The organism is Caproiciproducens lactatisolvens (genome assembly GCF_052443335.1).
Classification (GTDB): Bacteria; Bacillota; Clostridia; order Oscillospirales; family Acutalibacteraceae; genus Caproiciproducens.
Map to the genome: position 1 here is coordinate 80,656 of NZ_CP195750.1, position 16,517 is coordinate 97,172.

General features: G+C 54.7%; 17 protein-coding genes. 14 read left to right on the top strand and 3 right to left on the bottom strand.

What is annotated here, in order from left to right; all coding sequences use genetic code 11:
* The first annotated feature begins 1 nt into the window (after position 1).
* The 8 genes from ACRQV7_RS00375 (at position 2) to ACRQV7_RS00410 (ending at position 9,351) form a co-directional block, all read left to right on the top strand.
* Positions 2-1,654 carry an ABC transporter permease gene (locus tag ACRQV7_RS00375; protein WP_444659022.1) on the top strand — a complete coding sequence of 551 codons (1,653 nt, stop codon included), beginning with the start codon at positions 2-4 and terminating at the stop codon, positions 1,652-1,654.
* Positions 1,655-1,726: 72 nt separating this feature from the next.
* On the top strand, positions 1,727-2,833 hold the full coding sequence (locus ACRQV7_RS00380; RefSeq protein ID WP_444659023.1) for an extracellular solute-binding protein: 1,107 nt from the start codon (positions 1,727-1,729) through the stop codon (positions 2,831-2,833).
* A gap of 381 nt (positions 2,834-3,214) precedes the next feature.
* Complete coding sequence (locus tag ACRQV7_RS00385; protein WP_444659024.1) at positions 3,215-4,432, top strand: MFS transporter; 1,218 nt, start codon at positions 3,215-3,217, stop codon at positions 4,430-4,432.
* Positions 4,433-4,529: 97 nt separating this feature from the next.
* Positions 4,530-5,744, top strand: a complete 1,215-nt coding sequence (locus tag ACRQV7_RS00390) for an MFS transporter (RefSeq protein ID WP_444659025.1) — start codon at positions 4,530-4,532, stop codon at positions 5,742-5,744.
* Positions 5,745-5,995: 251 nt separating this feature from the next.
* Positions 5,996-7,117 carry a betaine/proline/choline family ABC transporter ATP-binding protein gene (locus tag ACRQV7_RS00395; protein ID WP_444659026.1) on the top strand — a complete coding sequence of 374 codons (1,122 nt, stop codon included), beginning with the start codon at positions 5,996-5,998 and terminating at the stop codon, positions 7,115-7,117.
* Complete coding sequence (locus ACRQV7_RS00400; protein WP_275714997.1) at positions 7,114-7,752, top strand: ABC transporter permease; 639 nt, start codon at positions 7,114-7,116, stop codon at positions 7,750-7,752. Before ACRQV7_RS00395 ends, ACRQV7_RS00400 begins: the two co-directional genes overlap by 4 nt.
* Positions 7,749-8,360: an ABC transporter permease gene (locus tag ACRQV7_RS00405; RefSeq protein WP_444659027.1), complete on the top strand. Its 612-nt coding sequence runs from the start codon at positions 7,749-7,751 to the stop codon at positions 8,358-8,360. The genes ACRQV7_RS00400 and ACRQV7_RS00405 overlap by 4 nt, the downstream gene beginning before the upstream one ends.
* A gap of 76 nt (positions 8,361-8,436) precedes the next feature.
* Positions 8,437-9,351, top strand: a complete 915-nt coding sequence (locus ACRQV7_RS00410) for a glycine betaine ABC transporter substrate-binding protein (protein ID WP_444659028.1) — start codon at positions 8,437-8,439, stop codon at positions 9,349-9,351.
* Between the two features lie 87 nt (positions 9,352-9,438).
* Here ACRQV7_RS00410 and ACRQV7_RS00415 read toward each other — a convergent pair whose 3' ends face one another.
* Both ACRQV7_RS00415 and ACRQV7_RS00420 read right to left on the bottom strand, forming a co-directional pair.
* Complete coding sequence (locus tag ACRQV7_RS00415) at positions 9,439-10,074, bottom strand: TrkA C-terminal domain-containing protein (RefSeq protein WP_444659029.1); 636 nt, start codon at positions 10,072-10,074, stop codon at positions 9,439-9,441.
* Positions 10,075-10,202: 128 nt separating this feature from the next.
* Positions 10,203-11,177, bottom strand: coding sequence for a Gfo/Idh/MocA family protein (locus tag ACRQV7_RS00420; RefSeq protein WP_444659030.1), 975 nt, complete (start codon positions 11,175-11,177; stop codon positions 10,203-10,205).
* A gap of 249 nt (positions 11,178-11,426) precedes the next feature.
* Between ACRQV7_RS00420 and ACRQV7_RS00425 the strand changes: the two genes are divergently transcribed.
* Positions 11,427-11,822 carry a hypothetical protein gene (locus ACRQV7_RS00425; protein WP_444659031.1) on the top strand — a complete coding sequence of 132 codons (396 nt, stop codon included), beginning with the start codon at positions 11,427-11,429 and terminating at the stop codon, positions 11,820-11,822.
* Positions 11,823-12,501: 679 nt separating this feature from the next.
* Here the strand turns inward: ACRQV7_RS00425 and ACRQV7_RS00430 are convergent.
* Complete coding sequence (locus ACRQV7_RS00430; RefSeq protein ID WP_444659032.1) at positions 12,502-13,341, bottom strand: DegV family protein; 840 nt, start codon at positions 13,339-13,341, stop codon at positions 12,502-12,504.
* Between the two features lie 232 nt (positions 13,342-13,573).
* Here ACRQV7_RS00430 and ACRQV7_RS00435 point away from each other — a divergent pair, with 232 nt between their 5' ends.
* From ACRQV7_RS00435 to ACRQV7_RS00455, 5 genes are all read left to right on the top strand, one after another.
* Positions 13,574-14,125, top strand: coding sequence for a TIGR01440 family protein (locus ACRQV7_RS00435; RefSeq protein WP_444659033.1), 552 nt, complete (start codon positions 13,574-13,576; stop codon positions 14,123-14,125).
* A gap of 89 nt (positions 14,126-14,214) precedes the next feature.
* Positions 14,215-14,370 carry a hypothetical protein gene (locus ACRQV7_RS00440; protein ID WP_444659034.1) on the top strand — a complete coding sequence of 52 codons (156 nt, stop codon included), beginning with the start codon at positions 14,215-14,217 and terminating at the stop codon, positions 14,368-14,370.
* A 41-nt stretch (positions 14,371-14,411) separates the two neighbouring features.
* Positions 14,412-14,588 (top strand): hypothetical protein, encoded by a 177-nt coding sequence (locus ACRQV7_RS00445; RefSeq protein WP_444659035.1) that lies wholly within the window; start codon positions 14,412-14,414, stop codon positions 14,586-14,588.
* Positions 14,589-15,013: 425 nt separating this feature from the next.
* Positions 15,014-15,880, top strand: a complete 867-nt coding sequence (gene metF, locus ACRQV7_RS00450) for a methylenetetrahydrofolate reductase [NAD(P)H] (protein ID WP_444659036.1) — start codon at positions 15,014-15,016, stop codon at positions 15,878-15,880.
* Positions 15,877-16,515 (top strand): Vitamin B12 dependent methionine synthase activation subunit, encoded by a 639-nt coding sequence (locus tag ACRQV7_RS00455; protein ID WP_444659037.1) that lies wholly within the window; start codon positions 15,877-15,879, stop codon positions 16,513-16,515. Before metF ends, ACRQV7_RS00455 begins: the two co-directional genes overlap by 4 nt.
* Positions 16,516-16,517: the final 2 nt, after the last annotated feature.

Sequence of the window (16,517 nt, forward strand, 5' to 3'; positions counted from 1 at the left end):
CATGGACACAACGAAAAAAAAGCTGGGCTTTTGGACCTTCGTTTCCATCGGCATCATGGCGCTGATCCTGCTGTTTCTGGTCTACCCGATTTTCGGGCTGATGAAGGAAGCCTTCTTTACGGAAAGTACCGGATTTACACTGGATGCCTTTCAGAAATTTTTCAGTAAAAACTACTACTACCAGACCATCGGAAACAGCTTTGAGGTGTCTATAACAGTCACGGTGATCAGTCTATTGCTGGGAATCCCCTTTTCCTATTTCTATACTTTCTTCCAGCTAAAGGGGAAAAAAGTGCTGTTTGTTCTGTGCCTGCTGTGCACGCTGTCCGCGCCCTTCATCGGCGCATATTCCTGGATCCTTCTGATGGGCAATTCCGGACTGGTTACAAACTTTTTGAAAACATTTGGCATTACGGGAATCAGTATCTATGGTTTCGGCGGAATCGTACTGGTTCAGACGCTCAAGCTGTTCCCTTTGGTGGTTATTTACATGAACGGCGCGTTCCGGGATATTGACAACTCTTTGATGGAAGTGGCGGAAAGCATGGGATGCAAAGGGGTCAAGCGCTTCTTCAAGGTGCTGATGACCCTGACGATGCCTACAATCCTGGCCGCGGCGCTACTCGTATTTATGAGGGCCTTTGCGGATTTCGGTACACCGGCTTTGATCGGACAGGGCTTTCAGACTTTCCCCGTACTGATTTACAACGAGTACTTAAGTGAAAACGGCGCCGACTTCCATTTTGCGGCGGCGATTAGCTTTATCGCGATTATTGTAACGGGAATCATCTTCCTGATTCAGAAATTCGCCACCAATAAATTCAGCTTCACCATGAACGCGCTCCACCCGATTGAGCCAAAAGAGGCGAAAGGAATAGGCGGATTCCTGATGCACGCGTATTGCTATCTGCTGGTTGCGATTGCTCTGATTCCTCAGGTATACATTATCAATATGTCCTTCCGAAATTATAACAACAGTATTCTGCGTCCCGGCTATTCTTTGATTAATTATCAGAAAGCCGTACAGAAGATGCTGTACCGCTCCATCGGAAATACGATTATTATCAGCGTAGTGACGCTTGCGATTATCATCGTGATTGCAATTTTAATTGCCTATCTGGTAGTAAGAAAAGGAAACTTCTTCAACAACGCCATCGATACCATTTCCATGCTGCCTTATATCATGCCCGGCGCAGTTATTGGTATTTCCCTTGTAATTGCGTTCAATCGGTCGCCGCTCGTACTGAACGGCACGCTGGCTATCATGATTATCGCCCTGGTCATCCGTCGGATGCCCTTTACCAGCCGGTCTGCCACAGCGGCCATGATGAAGATACCGGAAAGCATAGAGGAAGCCGCTATCAGTCTGGGTGCTTCCAAGCTGAAAACGCTGGTGCGCATTACGGTTCCTATGATGTCCAGTGGCATTATCTCCGGCGCGGTGTTAAGCTGGGTCTCCATTATTACGGAAATGTCCAGCGGCGTGATCCTGTATAACAACAAAACTATCACCCTAACGGTCAGTACCTATAACGCGATTGTCCGCGGAACCTTTGGTGTAGCGGCGGTTTTTGCCGCGGTAACTACGATCTTTACTGTTATCTGCTTGTTTATTTATTTGAGATTTACCAAGATTGAGGACGTCAAGCTATAAAGATTTGCTTTGGATAAATATTCGGGATTCGCAAAAATTCCGGTGTTTTTAAATAACAAAGGAGAGAGAGAAATGAAAAAAAGGTTATGCATGTTCCTGGCAATGGTGATGGCGGTTACCCTGGTTGCCTGCGGTACCCCCAGTTCTGCCGGTTCCACGGCCTCTGAAAGCGGAGCGCAAAGCGCGGCGGCTTCCTCCGCATCCGACAGGCCCTATTGGGTGAAAGGCGAAGATGAAGTAACGGGAACCATCAACGTCTATACCACCATGGAGGAGACCCAGCAGCAGACTCTGCAGGAAATGTGGGAGAAGTACTACCCGAAATGCAAGATTGAATTTCAGTCCGACTCTGTCGGGACGCTGGTTACCCGTCTAAAATCCGAGGCGAACGCCCCGGTGGCGGACGTTTTGATCGGCGGCCTGTTTGAAGCGGACGGAGACAAATACCACGATGTTCTGCAGCCCTACACGGCCGTCAACGATTCCGAACAGAAATACCATGACAAATCCGGCTATTATACCCTTTACGATGTACAACTGATGTGCTTGATTGTCAATAAAGACCTATGCAAGGATCTGGGCATAGAAGTAAAAGGCTATCAGGATCTGCTCCAGCCGCAGCTGAAGGGCAAAATTATTCTGGCGGAACCCAGTGTTTCTTCCAGCGCGTACCGTCAGCTTCAGACCATCCTGGCTACTATGGGCAAAAAGTTTGACGACGACGCGGGCTGGGATTACATTAAGCAGCTGATGGCTCAGTGCAACGGGATTAGCACCACCAGTTCCTCCGAAGTATACAACGACGTTATCAACGGTGAATATGTGGTGGGCCTTTCCTATGAATCCACCGTACAAGCCATGATCAAAGATGGCGCTACCAATTGCGAATGCGTCTATATGAAGGAAGGTAACACAGCGATGGCCGGCGGCGCCGGAATCGTAAAGGGTGCTCCGAATAAAGCTGCAGCAGAAGCAATGATGAATCTGCTTGCCAGCAATGAATTCCAGGATGTCCGTTCCCAGGAATCCGGTGGCCGTGGCACGAATTCCCTGTGCGCGAATTCCGGCCTGCCCAAGGAAGATACTTTAGGTCTGGTCGATCTGGATTTCAGCTATCTGGCTGCCAACAAGAATGCCCTGATGGATCACTGGGCAACCTTGTGGAAGAACGCAAAATAAATTACGTTGTGCAATACGATATCATATAAAGGGGCTGTTGCAAAACGAATTTGTGATAGCAAGTTGCACAGGATTAATAGTCTAAAGCACAAAAAATGCGCATAGAAACGGCTTTGAAGGCCCAATCATGGCGCATTTTTTGTGCTTTATTTTTTGGAGAGGTTGTTTTGCAACAGCCCCTTTTTCATGTTTTTTTGATTTGACGTACGGCAGCTTCCGCGCGCCCGGTAAAAACCGGCCGGGAAAAAGAATTGTGAAGGAAAGAGCGAGCATACTAAACCCGAATGGATTTCACATAGAGAGCGGAACAGTTTAAGATACGGCGCCAGACAGCAAAACGCAGACACGACCGTTCCCCCGGCGCCGGCGGAGGGAGGACATATGAAAAAAAACACCGGAGGACTGCGCATCGTGATGATGCTCGGCCTGTGCGGGGCTTTCGCGGTTTTCAGCTCCACCATATCGAAATCGCCGGTTTTGCCGATCTTTGCGAAGAACCTTGGCGCGACCGGCACCCAGATCGGCTGGATCGCTTCGGCGTCCACCCTGCCCGGAATCCTGATAAGCTATCTGGCAGGGGATCTGGCCGACCGGTTCGGATATAAAAAAATTCTGATCGGTTCCCTGCTCGTTTTTGCGAGCGCGCCGTTCGTTTACTTTCTGGTAATCAATCCGATGGGGCTGGCGGCGGTGCGTTTTTACCACGGCTTTGCGACCGCGGCGTTCGACCCGGTGGCGATGGCGGCTATCGCGGCTTTCAGCCGGAACAACACCGGACAGAACCTGTCCCTTTACACCTCCGCCACGCTGATCGGCCGGGCTCTTGCGCCGACCGTGGGCGGCGCGGCCTACGAGTACGGAGGAATCCCCACGGTGTACGGGATTGCAGGCGGCGCGGGCATTCTGGCTTTGGCCTTTGCAATCTGGTTCTTCCGGAAAAGCAGAAATATGCAGCGGGCGGAAGAGACGGCCAAAAGCCGGAAGGAAGAGGCCGAAAGGACTTCCTCCCTGAAAAAGCTGCGGGGCATGCTGCGCTACCGGCCCCTGCTTCTGGTCGGGGTGCTGAACGCCTGCGCGTATTTTTCCTACGGCGCGTTTGAAATGATCTTTCCTCTTTACGCGAAACAGCTCGGAATGTCCACCGGGCAGATCGGGTATGTGCTCGGCGCCCAGCTGATCGGAATGATTTTGCTGAAACCGGTGTTCGGCCGGGTGTCCGACCGCGTGGGCCGCCTGCCGCTGATGGTCGTCGGGCTGTTCGTCTGCTCGGGCACTTTTTTTCTGCTGACTTTTCTCAAAGCGGTCATGCTTGTGATCCCCCTCATTGTGGTCTACGGCCTGGGGTTCGCCCTGATTACCTCCGGAACAAACGCGCTGGCGGCGGACGTTGCGCAGAAGGGGCAGCTCGGCGGGTCGCTGGGCGTGATGAGCACCATGATGGACGTCGGCCAGACCTTTGGCCCGCCGGCGATCGGCGCGGTGAGCGACCTGTTCAGCTACACGGCTGGAATCGCCGCGCTGGGGGGAATCCTGCTGCTCGCGGCGGCGGGATGTGTTTTCGCGCTCATCAGGCAGCGGAAAACGCACCGCCCGGATTAAGCTTTCCTTGACGGTCACGGCAGGTTACGGTATCATATTATAAGAATGACCGGCAGACCGGGCCGGAACGCTTAACGGGAGGAAACGGGAATATCCTATGCAGCAAAACTGGAAAAAGAATACGGTTCTGTTTCTGACAAGCCAGACGGTTTCTCTGTTCGGTTCGTCCCTGGTTCAGTATGCCATCATGTGGTATATTACCCTGCAGACCAAGTCGGGCGTCATGATGATGATCTCCATCCTCTGCGGCTTTATCCCGACCTTTCTGCTTTCGCCCTTTGCGGGCGTCTGGGCGGACCGCTACGACCGGAAAATCCTGATTGCCCTGTCGGACTCCATGATCGCGCTGTCGACGCTGGTCATGGCGGTTCTGTTCCTTCTGGGGTACAAGGCCATGTGGCTGCTTTTTGTCATATCAGCCGTGCGCGCGCTGGGCTCCGCGGTGCAGACGCCGTGTGTGGGCGCGTTTCTGCCGCAGCTGGTGCCGGTGGAAAAGCTTACCGCGGTCAACGGGATCAACTCGAGCATTCAGTCCGCCATCCTGCTGCTTTCCCCCATCGCCAGCGGCGCGCTGATGTCGGCGGCGCCGATCGAGACCGTCTTTTTTATCGATGTGGGGACCGCCGCAATCGGTGTTTTTACGCTGCTTTTCTTCCTTCGCGTCCCTGCCCGGACGGGCGGCGCGGCGCCGGAAAGCTCTGGCTATTTCGAGGGGCTGCGGCTGGGATTTTCCTATATCGGCACACACCCGTACCTGAAACGGTTCTTTCTGTTCTTTGCCCTCTTCACCTTTCTGGCGGCCCCGGCGGCTTTTCTGACCCCGCTGCAGGTCACGCGCAGCTTCGGCGAAGAGGTCTGGTACCTGACTGCGATCGAAATCGCCTTTTCTCTCGGGATGATGCTGGGCGGACTCCTGATGGCCTGCTGGGGCGGCCTGAGAAACCGTGTGCACACCATGGCGCTTTCCAGCTTTCTGATCGGTGTCGGGGTGTTTCTGCTGGGCGTTGTCACCGATTTTTGGGTCTATCTGGCGCTGATGGGGCTTGTCGGATTCGTCATGCCCGTTTTCAACACGCCCTCCACCGTCCTGCTTCAGGAAAAGGTGGAGCCGGATTACCTTGGCCGCGTGTTCGGCGTGCTGACCATGATTACCAGCATGAGCATGCCTTTGGGAATGCTTTTGTTCGGCCCCATGTCCGACTGGATTAAAATCGAATGGATGCTGGTTGCGACCGGGGTGCTGATTTTTGTGGAAGGACTGTTCCTGATTTTCAGCAAAAAGCTTGTGGAGGCCGGGCAAAAGCCGGTCTGAACGGACAACAGGATACCATTATAAAAGCGCATATCCTCAAACGGGATATGCGCTTTTTCCTGCCCCGAACGGGTGAAAATTGCTGATTTTCCGGGGCCTGGGAAGCACGTGAATGAATATTTTTACCAAAAAACCGCCGTATGCATTTGACAAAATTAATAATTTTATGATATTATAGAAATCTAAGAAACAATCTGTAAAAAATATGAAGTTGTTTCTTGTCGGATTATGGGCAGAAAAGGAGGGCATTTATGATTGAATATAAAAATGTCAGTAAGTCTTATGGAAAACAAAAAGTTGTGAAAGAGTTGAATTTAAAAATACCCGACGGTGAGTTTGTCGTGCTGATCGGCCCTTCCGGCTGCGGAAAAACGACAACGCTGAAAATGCTGAACCGCCTGATCGAGATGGACTCGGGCAGCATCAGCATCGACGGAAAGAATATTATGGAAATGAATCCCGAAAAGCTGCGCAGCCGCATCGGGTACGTCATCCAGCAGATCGGGCTTTTCCCGAACATGACGGTGGAGGAGAACATCTGCGTGGTGCCGCGCCTGCTGAAATGGGACAAGGCGAAAAGCCGCCAAAGGGCGAAAGAGCTTCTGGAGATGGTCAATATGCCGTATGAAACCTATGCTCATAAATATCCGAATGAAATGAGCGGCGGCCAGCAGCAGAGAATCGGCGTGCTTCGCGCGCTGGCGGCGGAGCCGCCCATTATCCTGATGGATGAGCCTTTCGGCGCGTTGGACCCGATTACGAGGGATTCCCTTCAGGATGAGGTCAAGTCCCTGCAGCAGCGTCTGGGAAAGACCGTCATCTTTGTTACGCACGACATGGACGAGGCGCTGAAAATGGCGGACACGGTCGTGTTTATGAGCGAGGGCAGGATTTTACAGACGGATTCCCCCGAGGGGATTCTCCGCGCGCCCGCCAACGATACCGTGCGGGAATTTATGGGCAAGCATGTACATAATTTCTCGCAGAACCAGCTGGCGTGCTCCGACCTGATGAAGACCAACGTGGCAAAGGTCACGCAGGACAAAAAGACGCTGGAATGCGTCAACATGATGAGCCGCAGGGAGATCGACTCCCTTGTTGTGGTGGACCGGGAGGAACGCTATATCGGCGTTCTGCTGATTGAAACCGTCAACGAGCGCGGCAAAGCGGGCGACACCATCAGGGACCTGATTACGGCGGACTTCCCGACCGTTGCGCCGGACACCCCCGCGAAAACCGCTTTCGATATCATCAGCAGCCAGCGGGCGGAATATGTCGTCGTGCTGACGGAGGACAAAAAAGTGGCCGGCATCATTACAAAAACCAGCATGTCAAAAGCTTTGGCAAGCGTTGTTTGGGGGGATGGGCAATGAGTGATTTCTTCCGTCTTTACGGGGATAAACTGCTTGGCGCTATCACGACCCATCTGGTCTATGTCCTGATTTCCGTTTTCATCGGATTTGTCATCGCCCTGTTTCTGGGAATCCTGCTTTCCAGAGCCCCGAAAATATCCAAATTTGTTCTGCCGGTCCTTTCCGTGGTGCAGACGATCCCCGGCATCGTGTTTATCGGCATCCTGTTCCTGTATCTCGGGATGGTGCCCGCCACCGTGCTGGCCGCGCTCTCCATTTACGCGATCTTCCCGGTGCTGAAAAACACCTACACCGGACTGATCGGCGTTTCGGAGCAGTATAAGGAAGCGGCAAGGGGCTGCGGGATGTCCCCGCTGCAGTCGCTGCTGTGGGTGGAGCTGCCGCTGGCGCTCCCCGCCATCATCGGCGGGCTGCGGATGTCCACCGTCTATATTGTAAGCTGGGCGGTGCTGGCCTCCATGATCGGCCTGGGCGGCCTGGGAGACTTCATCTATATCGGCGTCAGCACGAACAACAACACGCTGATTATCGCGGGCGCGATTCCGGCCGCCATCCTCGCGGTGGGGCTGGGCCTTTTGATCGACTATTTCCAGAAGAAAGCCGTGCCGAAAGGATTAAGGGGGGATGTCAAGTGAGCGCGACGATGATTTTTGAACATCTTTACATTGTGCTGCTTTCGGTGCTTTTCACCGTTCTTCTCGGCCTGCCGCTCGGCGTGCTGGCCTATATGAAAAAGCCGGTGCGCTCCGTGGTGCTGTGGGCCGTGGATATCCTGCAGACCATCCCGGCGCTGGCGCTGCTCGGAATCATTATGGTTTTTCTGGGCGCGGGCAAGCCGACGGTCATCATCGGACTGGTGCTGTATTCCCTGCTGCCGGTCGTGCACAACACCTACCTCGGCCTCAGCAATATTGAGCCCGCCATCAAAGAGGCCGCAGACGGCATGGGCATGAGCCGGACTTACCGGCTGCTCCATGTGGAAATCCCCATCGCCTTCCCGGTCATCTTCACGGGAATCCGGATCGCCACCGTCACCTCCATCGGCGTGGCCGTGTTCGCTACGTTCGTGGGCGGCGGCGGGCTCGGCTCCGTCATCTACCGCGGCATCCATATTCAGAACATGCAGCTGATCCTGTTTGGGACGCTGTCGCTGATGGGGATGGCCGTGCTGTTCGACGGCGTGATGGCCTACATTGAAAAACGGCTGTACCGCCACAGGACCGTAAAAAGCAGCGAGCATTAAAATCCGATCCATAGAGTAATCGTGTATTTTTGTCAACAGTAATATCAATAATAGAAAAGAAAAGAGGGAGAAAATTATGAAAAAAGTGATTGCCGTTATAATGTGCCTGGTTTTGGCGCTTTCCGCCGCGGGATGCGGCTCGGGCAAGAGCGGCGGGGACGAAATCGTCATTATGGACGGTCAGTTTTCCGAAATGAAGCTGATTCACCAGATGGTGAAAATGCTGGTGGAGCAGGACACCGGCGCCAAGGTCGTCATTAAGGACGAGGTCTCCCCCGTCAACGGCTTCAACGAGCTGGTCAAGGGCAACTGCGATCTGATGAACAGCTACGACGGCACCTTGCTGACCACCTATCTGAAGCTGGACACAAAGGATATCCCCGAGGGGCAGACCCTGTACGATTTTGTCAACGAAACTGCGCTCAAGGAGAAGAAGGTCTATCTTTTGGATAAGCTCGGGATCAACAACACCTACGCGATCGCCGTTCCGCAGAAGATCGCGGACCAGTACAAGCTGGAAACCATCAGCGACCTTGTGCCGGTGGCCGGCAAGCTGGTGTTCGGCGCGGAGCATGAATTTTTTAGCGAAGAGGGCAGCATGAAATTCAACCCGTTCGTCAAATTCTATGGGCTGAATTTCAAGGAAAGCAAGCCGGTCGACCTGGGGCTGAAGTATTCCGCGGTGGAAAACGGGAACATCGACGTGACCGAGGTTTACGCCACCGACGGCCTGAACAAAAAGGCCAAGCTGAAAGTGCTGAAGGACGACAAAAGCTTCTTCCCGGAGTACAACGGCGCGCTGCTCGTCCGCTCGGACCTGTTCGAGCGCTTCGAAAAAACGGCGCCCAACCTTAAAGAGACCCTGAACAAGCTCGGCGGGATCTTTGACGACGAGACCATGGTCAACCTGACCTACGCGGTCGACGTGGAAGGCAAAACCGTACCGGAGGTCGCAAAACAGTTCCTTCAGGAAAAGGGGCTGCTGAAGTAATTCAGACGGTATCCCCAATCACAAGAGGATAAAAAGAGACCCGGATCGGCGCTGTGAAACGCTTTTCCGGGTCATTGTATTTTTTGGTCATTCCTCATCCGGGTAAAGAAAGCTTTTTACCCGGTCCTGGCAGTTGTCCTCGCCGCAGTAATACAGCACGTCGTGCTTCTGCAGAATCGCGTAGGGGCCGGGGGACATCATCAGCGTGCTGTTGCGCTTAATGGCGATGATGGTCGCCGCCGTGTGGTGCCAGAAATTCAGCTCGGACAGGGACTTGTCGAGCAGGGGCGTTTTGTCCGTAATTTCGATTTCAAACGGAATAAACGGATTGATGGACTGGAAGCGCTCCGTCCGGTCTATGATGCTGGAAATGGATTTCAGCAGAAATTTCGTCTCTTTTCTCTGCCGCTCAACGCTGCTTAAAATATCCTTTTTCAGGTCGTTCAGCGACTGGATGTCGTTGTACTGGTGAACAAATTTTACGGCGTTGTCGTACGATTTGATAATCACGCCGCTGCCCTTGGTCACGTCTACGATTTCCAGGTCGGACAGTACGCAGATGGCGCGCCGTGCGGTTTCGGAAGAAACGTTGTACTGGCTTGCAAGGTACGATCTCGCATATATTTTTTCTCCTACGCGGTAACGGTTGTCCACAATCTTTGCCGCAATGTCGGCGGCAATCTTCTGGTAAACCGGTGCCGCCACTTTAATGGTGTCCTCCATAAACCTCACCTATCCTGTGAAAATACCTTTCTGTTTTTACGTTCAAAAGCACTTCCGTATAAAAACGGAGGTGCTTTTTTCTTTATTTCTATCATATCACAATCGCGCGGCGCCGACAACTGGAAAAATCAAAGGGAACTGAACCGGATTCCGGCCTGACGGCGGCCCTGCTCCAGCAGCCCGGTACAGCAGCGCATACGTTCGCAGGCGCGTGCGTACGCGGCCTCGTCCCGCTCCGTAAGAATGCGGGCGAGCGCCTTCTGCTGACAGAACATGGAGGATTTGCGCTCCGTGGAAAGCAGCTCCTCCCCGCCGCCGCGGGTGTAAAGCCGGATCCTGTCCAGAGAGGTGGGCCCCTCCAGCGTCACGGTGCCGTTTTCGCCCTGAATCTCGCTTGCCGACCGGCTGGCGGAGATTTTGGAGGCGCTGAGCACGGCGCAAAAGCCGTCGTACTTTAGAATCTGGGTGCAGACTCCGTCCACCCCGCTTTCGAGCAGACTGGCGGTGCAGGTGCTGCTTTTCGGCGCGCCGAAAAGGGCGGCGCAGAGGTAAAGGTTGTAGATGCCGAGGTCGGCCAGCGCGCCGCCGTCGTATTCCGCGCTGAAAACAGGCGGATTCTTTCCTTCTTTATACGCGTCGTACTTGGAGGAATATTTCATATAGTTGAAATAGACGTAGTGAACGGGGGCGATTTTTTTGACCGCTTCCTTCAGGACGTCCAGATCGGGGTTGTAGATCGGGCGGATCGCCTCCAGCAGGTACACATTGTTTTTTTTCGCGATGTCCAGCAGCTCTTCGAGCTGCGCCGAGGTCGCCACCGCCGGCTTTTCCACAATCACATGCTTTCCGGCGGAAAGGCAGAGCTTCGCCTGCGGGAAATGCAGGCTGTTCGGGGACGCGATGTAGACGGCGTCCAGCCCGGGGCAGCTTGCCAGGGTTTCCAGTTCAGTAAATACATGGGGAATTTGGTACAGGGCCGCGTACTGAGCGCCGGTCTCCGCTTTGCGGGAATAGACCGCGTAAGGCTCGTAGCTTCCCGTTTCCACCGCGGCCTGTACGAACAGGCGGGAAATTTCCGAAGTGCCGATGATTCCTAATTTCATAAAGCAGTTCCTTTCCTGAGTATCCGGAATGTTGTTTAAGCTTAGTGTAGCATGGAACCGGCGGCTTTTCAAGCGGGACCGGGCGCATTTCAAAGCGGCGCCCGGCGTACCCGGAGGGAGAGAAGGACTCCCCCACGGCCCGGGCTATGTTAAACTCCCCCCGCCATAAGCGGCGGCTCCTTCAAAAATGGGGCCGGATACTTGTTTTTTCTTGAACGGGGCCGGGCAGGGTGCTATAATGCAGGTATAATGAACCGGCGGAAAAGCCGGACGACGGGAGTGGTTGCAGTGACGGTGATCGGCAGGTATTTTACCCAGCTGGATTTGGCGATGGAGGACGAAGGGGCCTTTTCCGGACTGGAAGGGCTGTTTTCGGAAAACGCTTCCCTGCGGCTGAAAGGGTACGACGAAATACGCGGGTGCGGAAAAATCAGAGAGTTTTTTCAGGCTCTCCTGGGCAAAAACAGGGAAATGAAGCATGTCTGGGAAATCGTCCCCGAACAGGGCGGGTTCCGGGTGCCGTGGGCTGCGGCCTGCGTCAGCAAGGCCGGCGACGTTTTCACCATGGAGGGGACGGACCACATTGTGCTGGACGCCGACGGGAAAATCCAAAGCCTTTTCCTCGGAATCGGCACAGAGGCTTAGAAGAGGGCGGTCGGGGGACTCTTTCCCGCCGCCCTTTCGCCGCCGCAGGGCACAAAAAAACGCCGTACACGGATTTTTGATCCATATACAACGTCAAAGCGCCCGCGGGTACAAAATCCCCTCTGTACAAAAGAGTAAAGAGGCGGTATAATAATATCCGCAGCGTGCCGATTCTTCGGTTGTGTATGGAGCGTGCTCTCCGTATGCAGGGGGCGGGGTGTTCCAGCACTCCGTTCCTGCGCTGCACTTTTATTTGTGCCTTGCAACTGAATTATAGCGCGTTTTCTTTGCCAGTGCAATAGAATTTGCTAAATTATATGGAAAATAATGGGGTCGGGAATTCTTTCCCGACCCTTTTCAGGCTGTCTGCGGTGGTGCTTTCACGAAGGTAGGGGGATGACTCCCTCAGTCAGGCTTCGCCTGCCGGCTCCCTCAAAGAGGGAGCCGAATCCCCTGCCTCCCTCTTAGAGGGATTTGTTTCGGAGTCCTCTAAAACCGATTCAACATACAACTGTCTGAGAGCGCCGCCGTAGGCGCGTGCCGACCGCATGGTCCGCGCCCGGCGCGCCGGAAGGAGTCTCGGAGCATCAGGCTTCGATTTAACGGTAAGCTGACTGGAAGCGCCGCCGTAGGCGCGTCCCGACCGGCAGGTCCGCGTGCCGACCGCATGGTCCGCGCCTCAGAACCCCACCAGCAGGCCGCCGTTCTCCGTGTAATAGCTGGTCAGCCCCCGCGTCTGCTGAATCGTGATCTTGGTGGTCAGGCAGACGTGCGCGATCAGCTCCTTCAGGCGCTGTGCGCCCTTGGGATTGTTGCAGTGGCTGATAACGACGGGCCTGCCCGCCATGTCTTTCAGCTTGTTCATGGTTTCCACGATCTGCAGGATCGCGCGTTCCTCGCCGCGCGGCTTGTGCAGCACCTTGATTTCGCCCTCCGGCGTGTTGGAGGCCACCGCGCGGATGCCGAGCGAGTTGGCCAGAATCCCCGCCACACGGGACATGCGCCCCGACTTGATCAGGTTGTCGTAGGAACCGAGCGCGAACAGCAGAAACAGGCTGCGGGAGTACGCTTCCGCCTGTTTGACGACTTCGTCGAACCCCAGCCCGGAGGAAATCAGCTCCGCCGCTTTTCTCAGAATCAGAACCAGTCCCCCGGCGGTGGAACGGGAATCGATCACGTGGATTTTCTTCCAGGGAAATTCCTCCAGAACCATGTCCCTTGCGACAAGGGCGCTGTTGTAGGTGCCGCTCAGCGCGCTGGTCATCGTCACCGCCAGAGTGCAGTCGCTTTTCCGGAATTCGGTTGCCCACTCTTCCGGCGACGGGCACGCCGACGAGGACGGCCCCTTGTAATTTTTCATCTGGGCCAGCATGATGTTTACATTCAGCGAATCATCGTCAGTGTACTCGGTGTCGCCCACGATGAGCTTCAGGGGTACGGTCGCAAAGTGCAGGCCATAATCCTCGAATGCGTTTTGGGGCAAGTCGCAGGAGCTGTCTGAAAGGATACTCCAGGTCATAAAAGCACTCCTATAATTTCAAATTATCATATAGTTTTCAAAACCATATATTTTAGTCTATAATATCATAGTACATAGCAAGACTTAATTATTGTTTAGAAGATTAAATAATTTCTCCCGCCTGCGGAAAAACGCGGCCGCCGCGGGCAAAACCGCGCGGAGTTGCAAAATCTCTCCGATAAGCTTATAATATCTGTCGAACCTACAAATATGATAACCGGAGTTGAGTTCTATGTACGATGAAATTGCGGCGCAGGCGAAAACAGCCGTCTGCGAATTGATAAAAGCCGCGGGACTGACCGCGGGAAATATCCTGGTCGTGGGCTGTTCCTCCAGCGAAATCGGCGGGCACGATATCGGCTCGTCCTCCAGCGTGGAAATCGCCAACGCGGTGTTTCACGCCGTTTACCCCGTTTTGAAGGAAAAGGGGATTTATCTGGCCGCCCAATGCTGCGAGCATCTGAACCGCGCGATCATTATTGAAAAAGAGGCGGCGGTCAGGGACCGGCTGGAAATCGTCAACGCCGTTCCGCGCCCGAAGGCCGGCGGTTCCTTTGCCACGGCGGCTTACTCGAACTTTGAGCATCCGGTGGCGGTGGAGGAAGTCACCGCGCAGGCGGGAATCGATATCGGCGGCACGCTGATCGGCATGCACCTTGCCAGAGTGGCGGTGCCGGTGCGCCTTTCCGTGCGCAAAATCGGCGAAGCCAACGTGACCAGCGCGCGCACCCGGCCGAAATATATCGGCGGCGAACGCGCGAATTACGACGAAAGCCTGAAATAAGGAAAGTATTTCCTCACGTAAAAACAGCGCCTTCCGTAAAAACTAAGGGTAAATTCTTTATTTACTGAGGTTTGGGGAGGCGTTTTGCTTTGGGGACCTTTTATGAGAACAACCCGGATTTACGGGGATATTTTGAGAATCTGCCCATCGACGTGAAAAACAGGATTCTAAAATCGGGCGTGGAGATTTCCACGCTGGGCGAGCTGATGCAGGTCGCGGAGCATATTCGGGAAACAAATGGATAATCCTGTAAATCCTGCGAAAACTATTCCCGGAGGTGAGTCCGATGAAAGGCAAGTACAGCGGTTTATACGAGCTGATCGAAGAGGACGGCGAAGCCGGTGAATACTTTGACAACCTGCCCGAATATGTGCAGGAATCCATCAGCGCGCGGGAGGAGAACATCAATTCCTTCGCAAGCCTTCGCGATTACGCTGAAAATCTGATGCGGGACGATGAATGACGACGGCGGGGCGTTTTTTCGCCCCGCCCTTTTCCTTTTGTTCCGTTTGACAACCGTGATTTTCTGTGCTACAATAGCAAAAATATATTTTTACACGCAGGGACGGAGAAAGTAACCCTTCCGAAGGCACACAGAGAAGCTTTTGCGGCTTTGCCGCGCTGAAAGAAAGCGGGCGGGAGGCCGGGCGAAAATGGCTCCTGAGCGGCGCACCGAGACCGGATTCCCGGTTTAGGCTGCGACGGGATTTCCCGTTACAGAAAGCGGGTATAGGCGGTGTCCGGCACTGTAATACCCTGAGAGGCCCGTTTCGCAAGGGACGGGTGAATTTGAAGTGGTAACACGGGATTTGGAATCTCGTCTTCATCGGGCACGGCGCCTGTGGAGGCGGGTTTTTTTATTTTCCGGGGAACTGAAAGGAAATAGCCATGAAAATCAGCGAAATTCTGAACAGAGGCAGGGTCACGGTTTCCTGCGAGCTGTTCCCACCGAAAAAAGACGACGATATTGCCCGGGTGCAAGAGGTTGTGCGCGACATCTCCGCGCTCAGGCCCGATTTCATGAGCGTGACCTACGGCGCGGGCGGCGGCACGTCCCGGAACACGATCCGGATCGCGTCGGAAATCCAGAACTGCGGCGTGACCGCGCTGGCGCACCTGACCTGCGTTTCCTCTACTAAGGAGGAGGTCGGGCAAATCTTATCCGGGTTAAAAGAACAGCATATTGAAAACATCCTGGCCCTGCGCGGCGATATTCCGAAGAATTCCGATTTCCCGTCCCCCGGCCAGTACCGCTACGCCGGCGAGCTGGTCAGGCAGATCAGGGAATACGGCGGATTCTGCATCGGCGCGGCCTGCTACCCAGAGGGGCACGTCGAGTGCGCCCACAGGGAGGACGACATCGGCTACCTGAAGGAAAAGGTGGACAGCGGCTGCGACTTTTTGACTACGCAGATGTTTTTTGACAACAATATCCTCTACCAGTTCCTGTACCGGATTCTGGCGAAGGGGATTCATATCCCGGTGGTGGCGGGTATCATGCCGGTGACCAACAGCGGCCAGATCAGGCGGATCTGCGCGCTTTCCGGCACGGAGCTGCCGCCGCGCTTTCGGGCGATCGTGGACAAATTCGCCGACAAGCCCGCCGCCATGAAACAGGCCGGCATCGCCTACGCGACGGAGCAGATCATCGACCTGATTTCCAACGGCGTCAGCGCGATCCATATCTACACGATGAACAAGCCGGATATCGCGGCAAAAATCATGGATAATTTATCGGAGATCATCAGGGAATGAAAGAGACGGAAGAAGTGCTGCGCTATCTGGGCTACCGCGGCAAGCCCGCGGACGAGCGCACCCTGCGTACAATCGAATCCTGCATCAGCGAGCTGCGGGCCGCGGTTACTCCCCGCAGCCTCAGCCTGCTTCTGCCGGTGAAGTTTGACGGGGACGCCGTCCTGCTCGGGAACCTGAGGGTGGAAAGCAGGGACTTGAGGAACCATCTTTCCGGCTGCGGGCAAGCGTACCTGTTCGCGGCTACGCTCGGCACGAAAGCGGATTTCCTTTTGGAGCGCGCCTCCAAAATCGACATGAGCCGCGCCGTGGTGCTGCAGGCCTGCGCCGCCGCGCTGACAGAGAGCGTCTGCGACGAAGCGGAACGGGAGCTTTCCGCAAAGGCGGCAAAGCGCGGGCTGTTTCTGCGGCCCCGGTACAGCCCCGGCTACGGGGACTTTTCCATCCTGCATCAGCGCGACCTTCTGGGGATTTTACAGGCGCAGAAAAAAATCGGCCTTGCCATGACGCAGGACAGCATGCTGGTGCCGACAAAATCCGTCACCGCGGTCATTGGCCTGACGGCGGAGCAGACGACCTGCCACATTGCGAAGTGCATGGGCTGCAAGTCTTTGAATTGTCCGTTCAGAAAGGACTGATA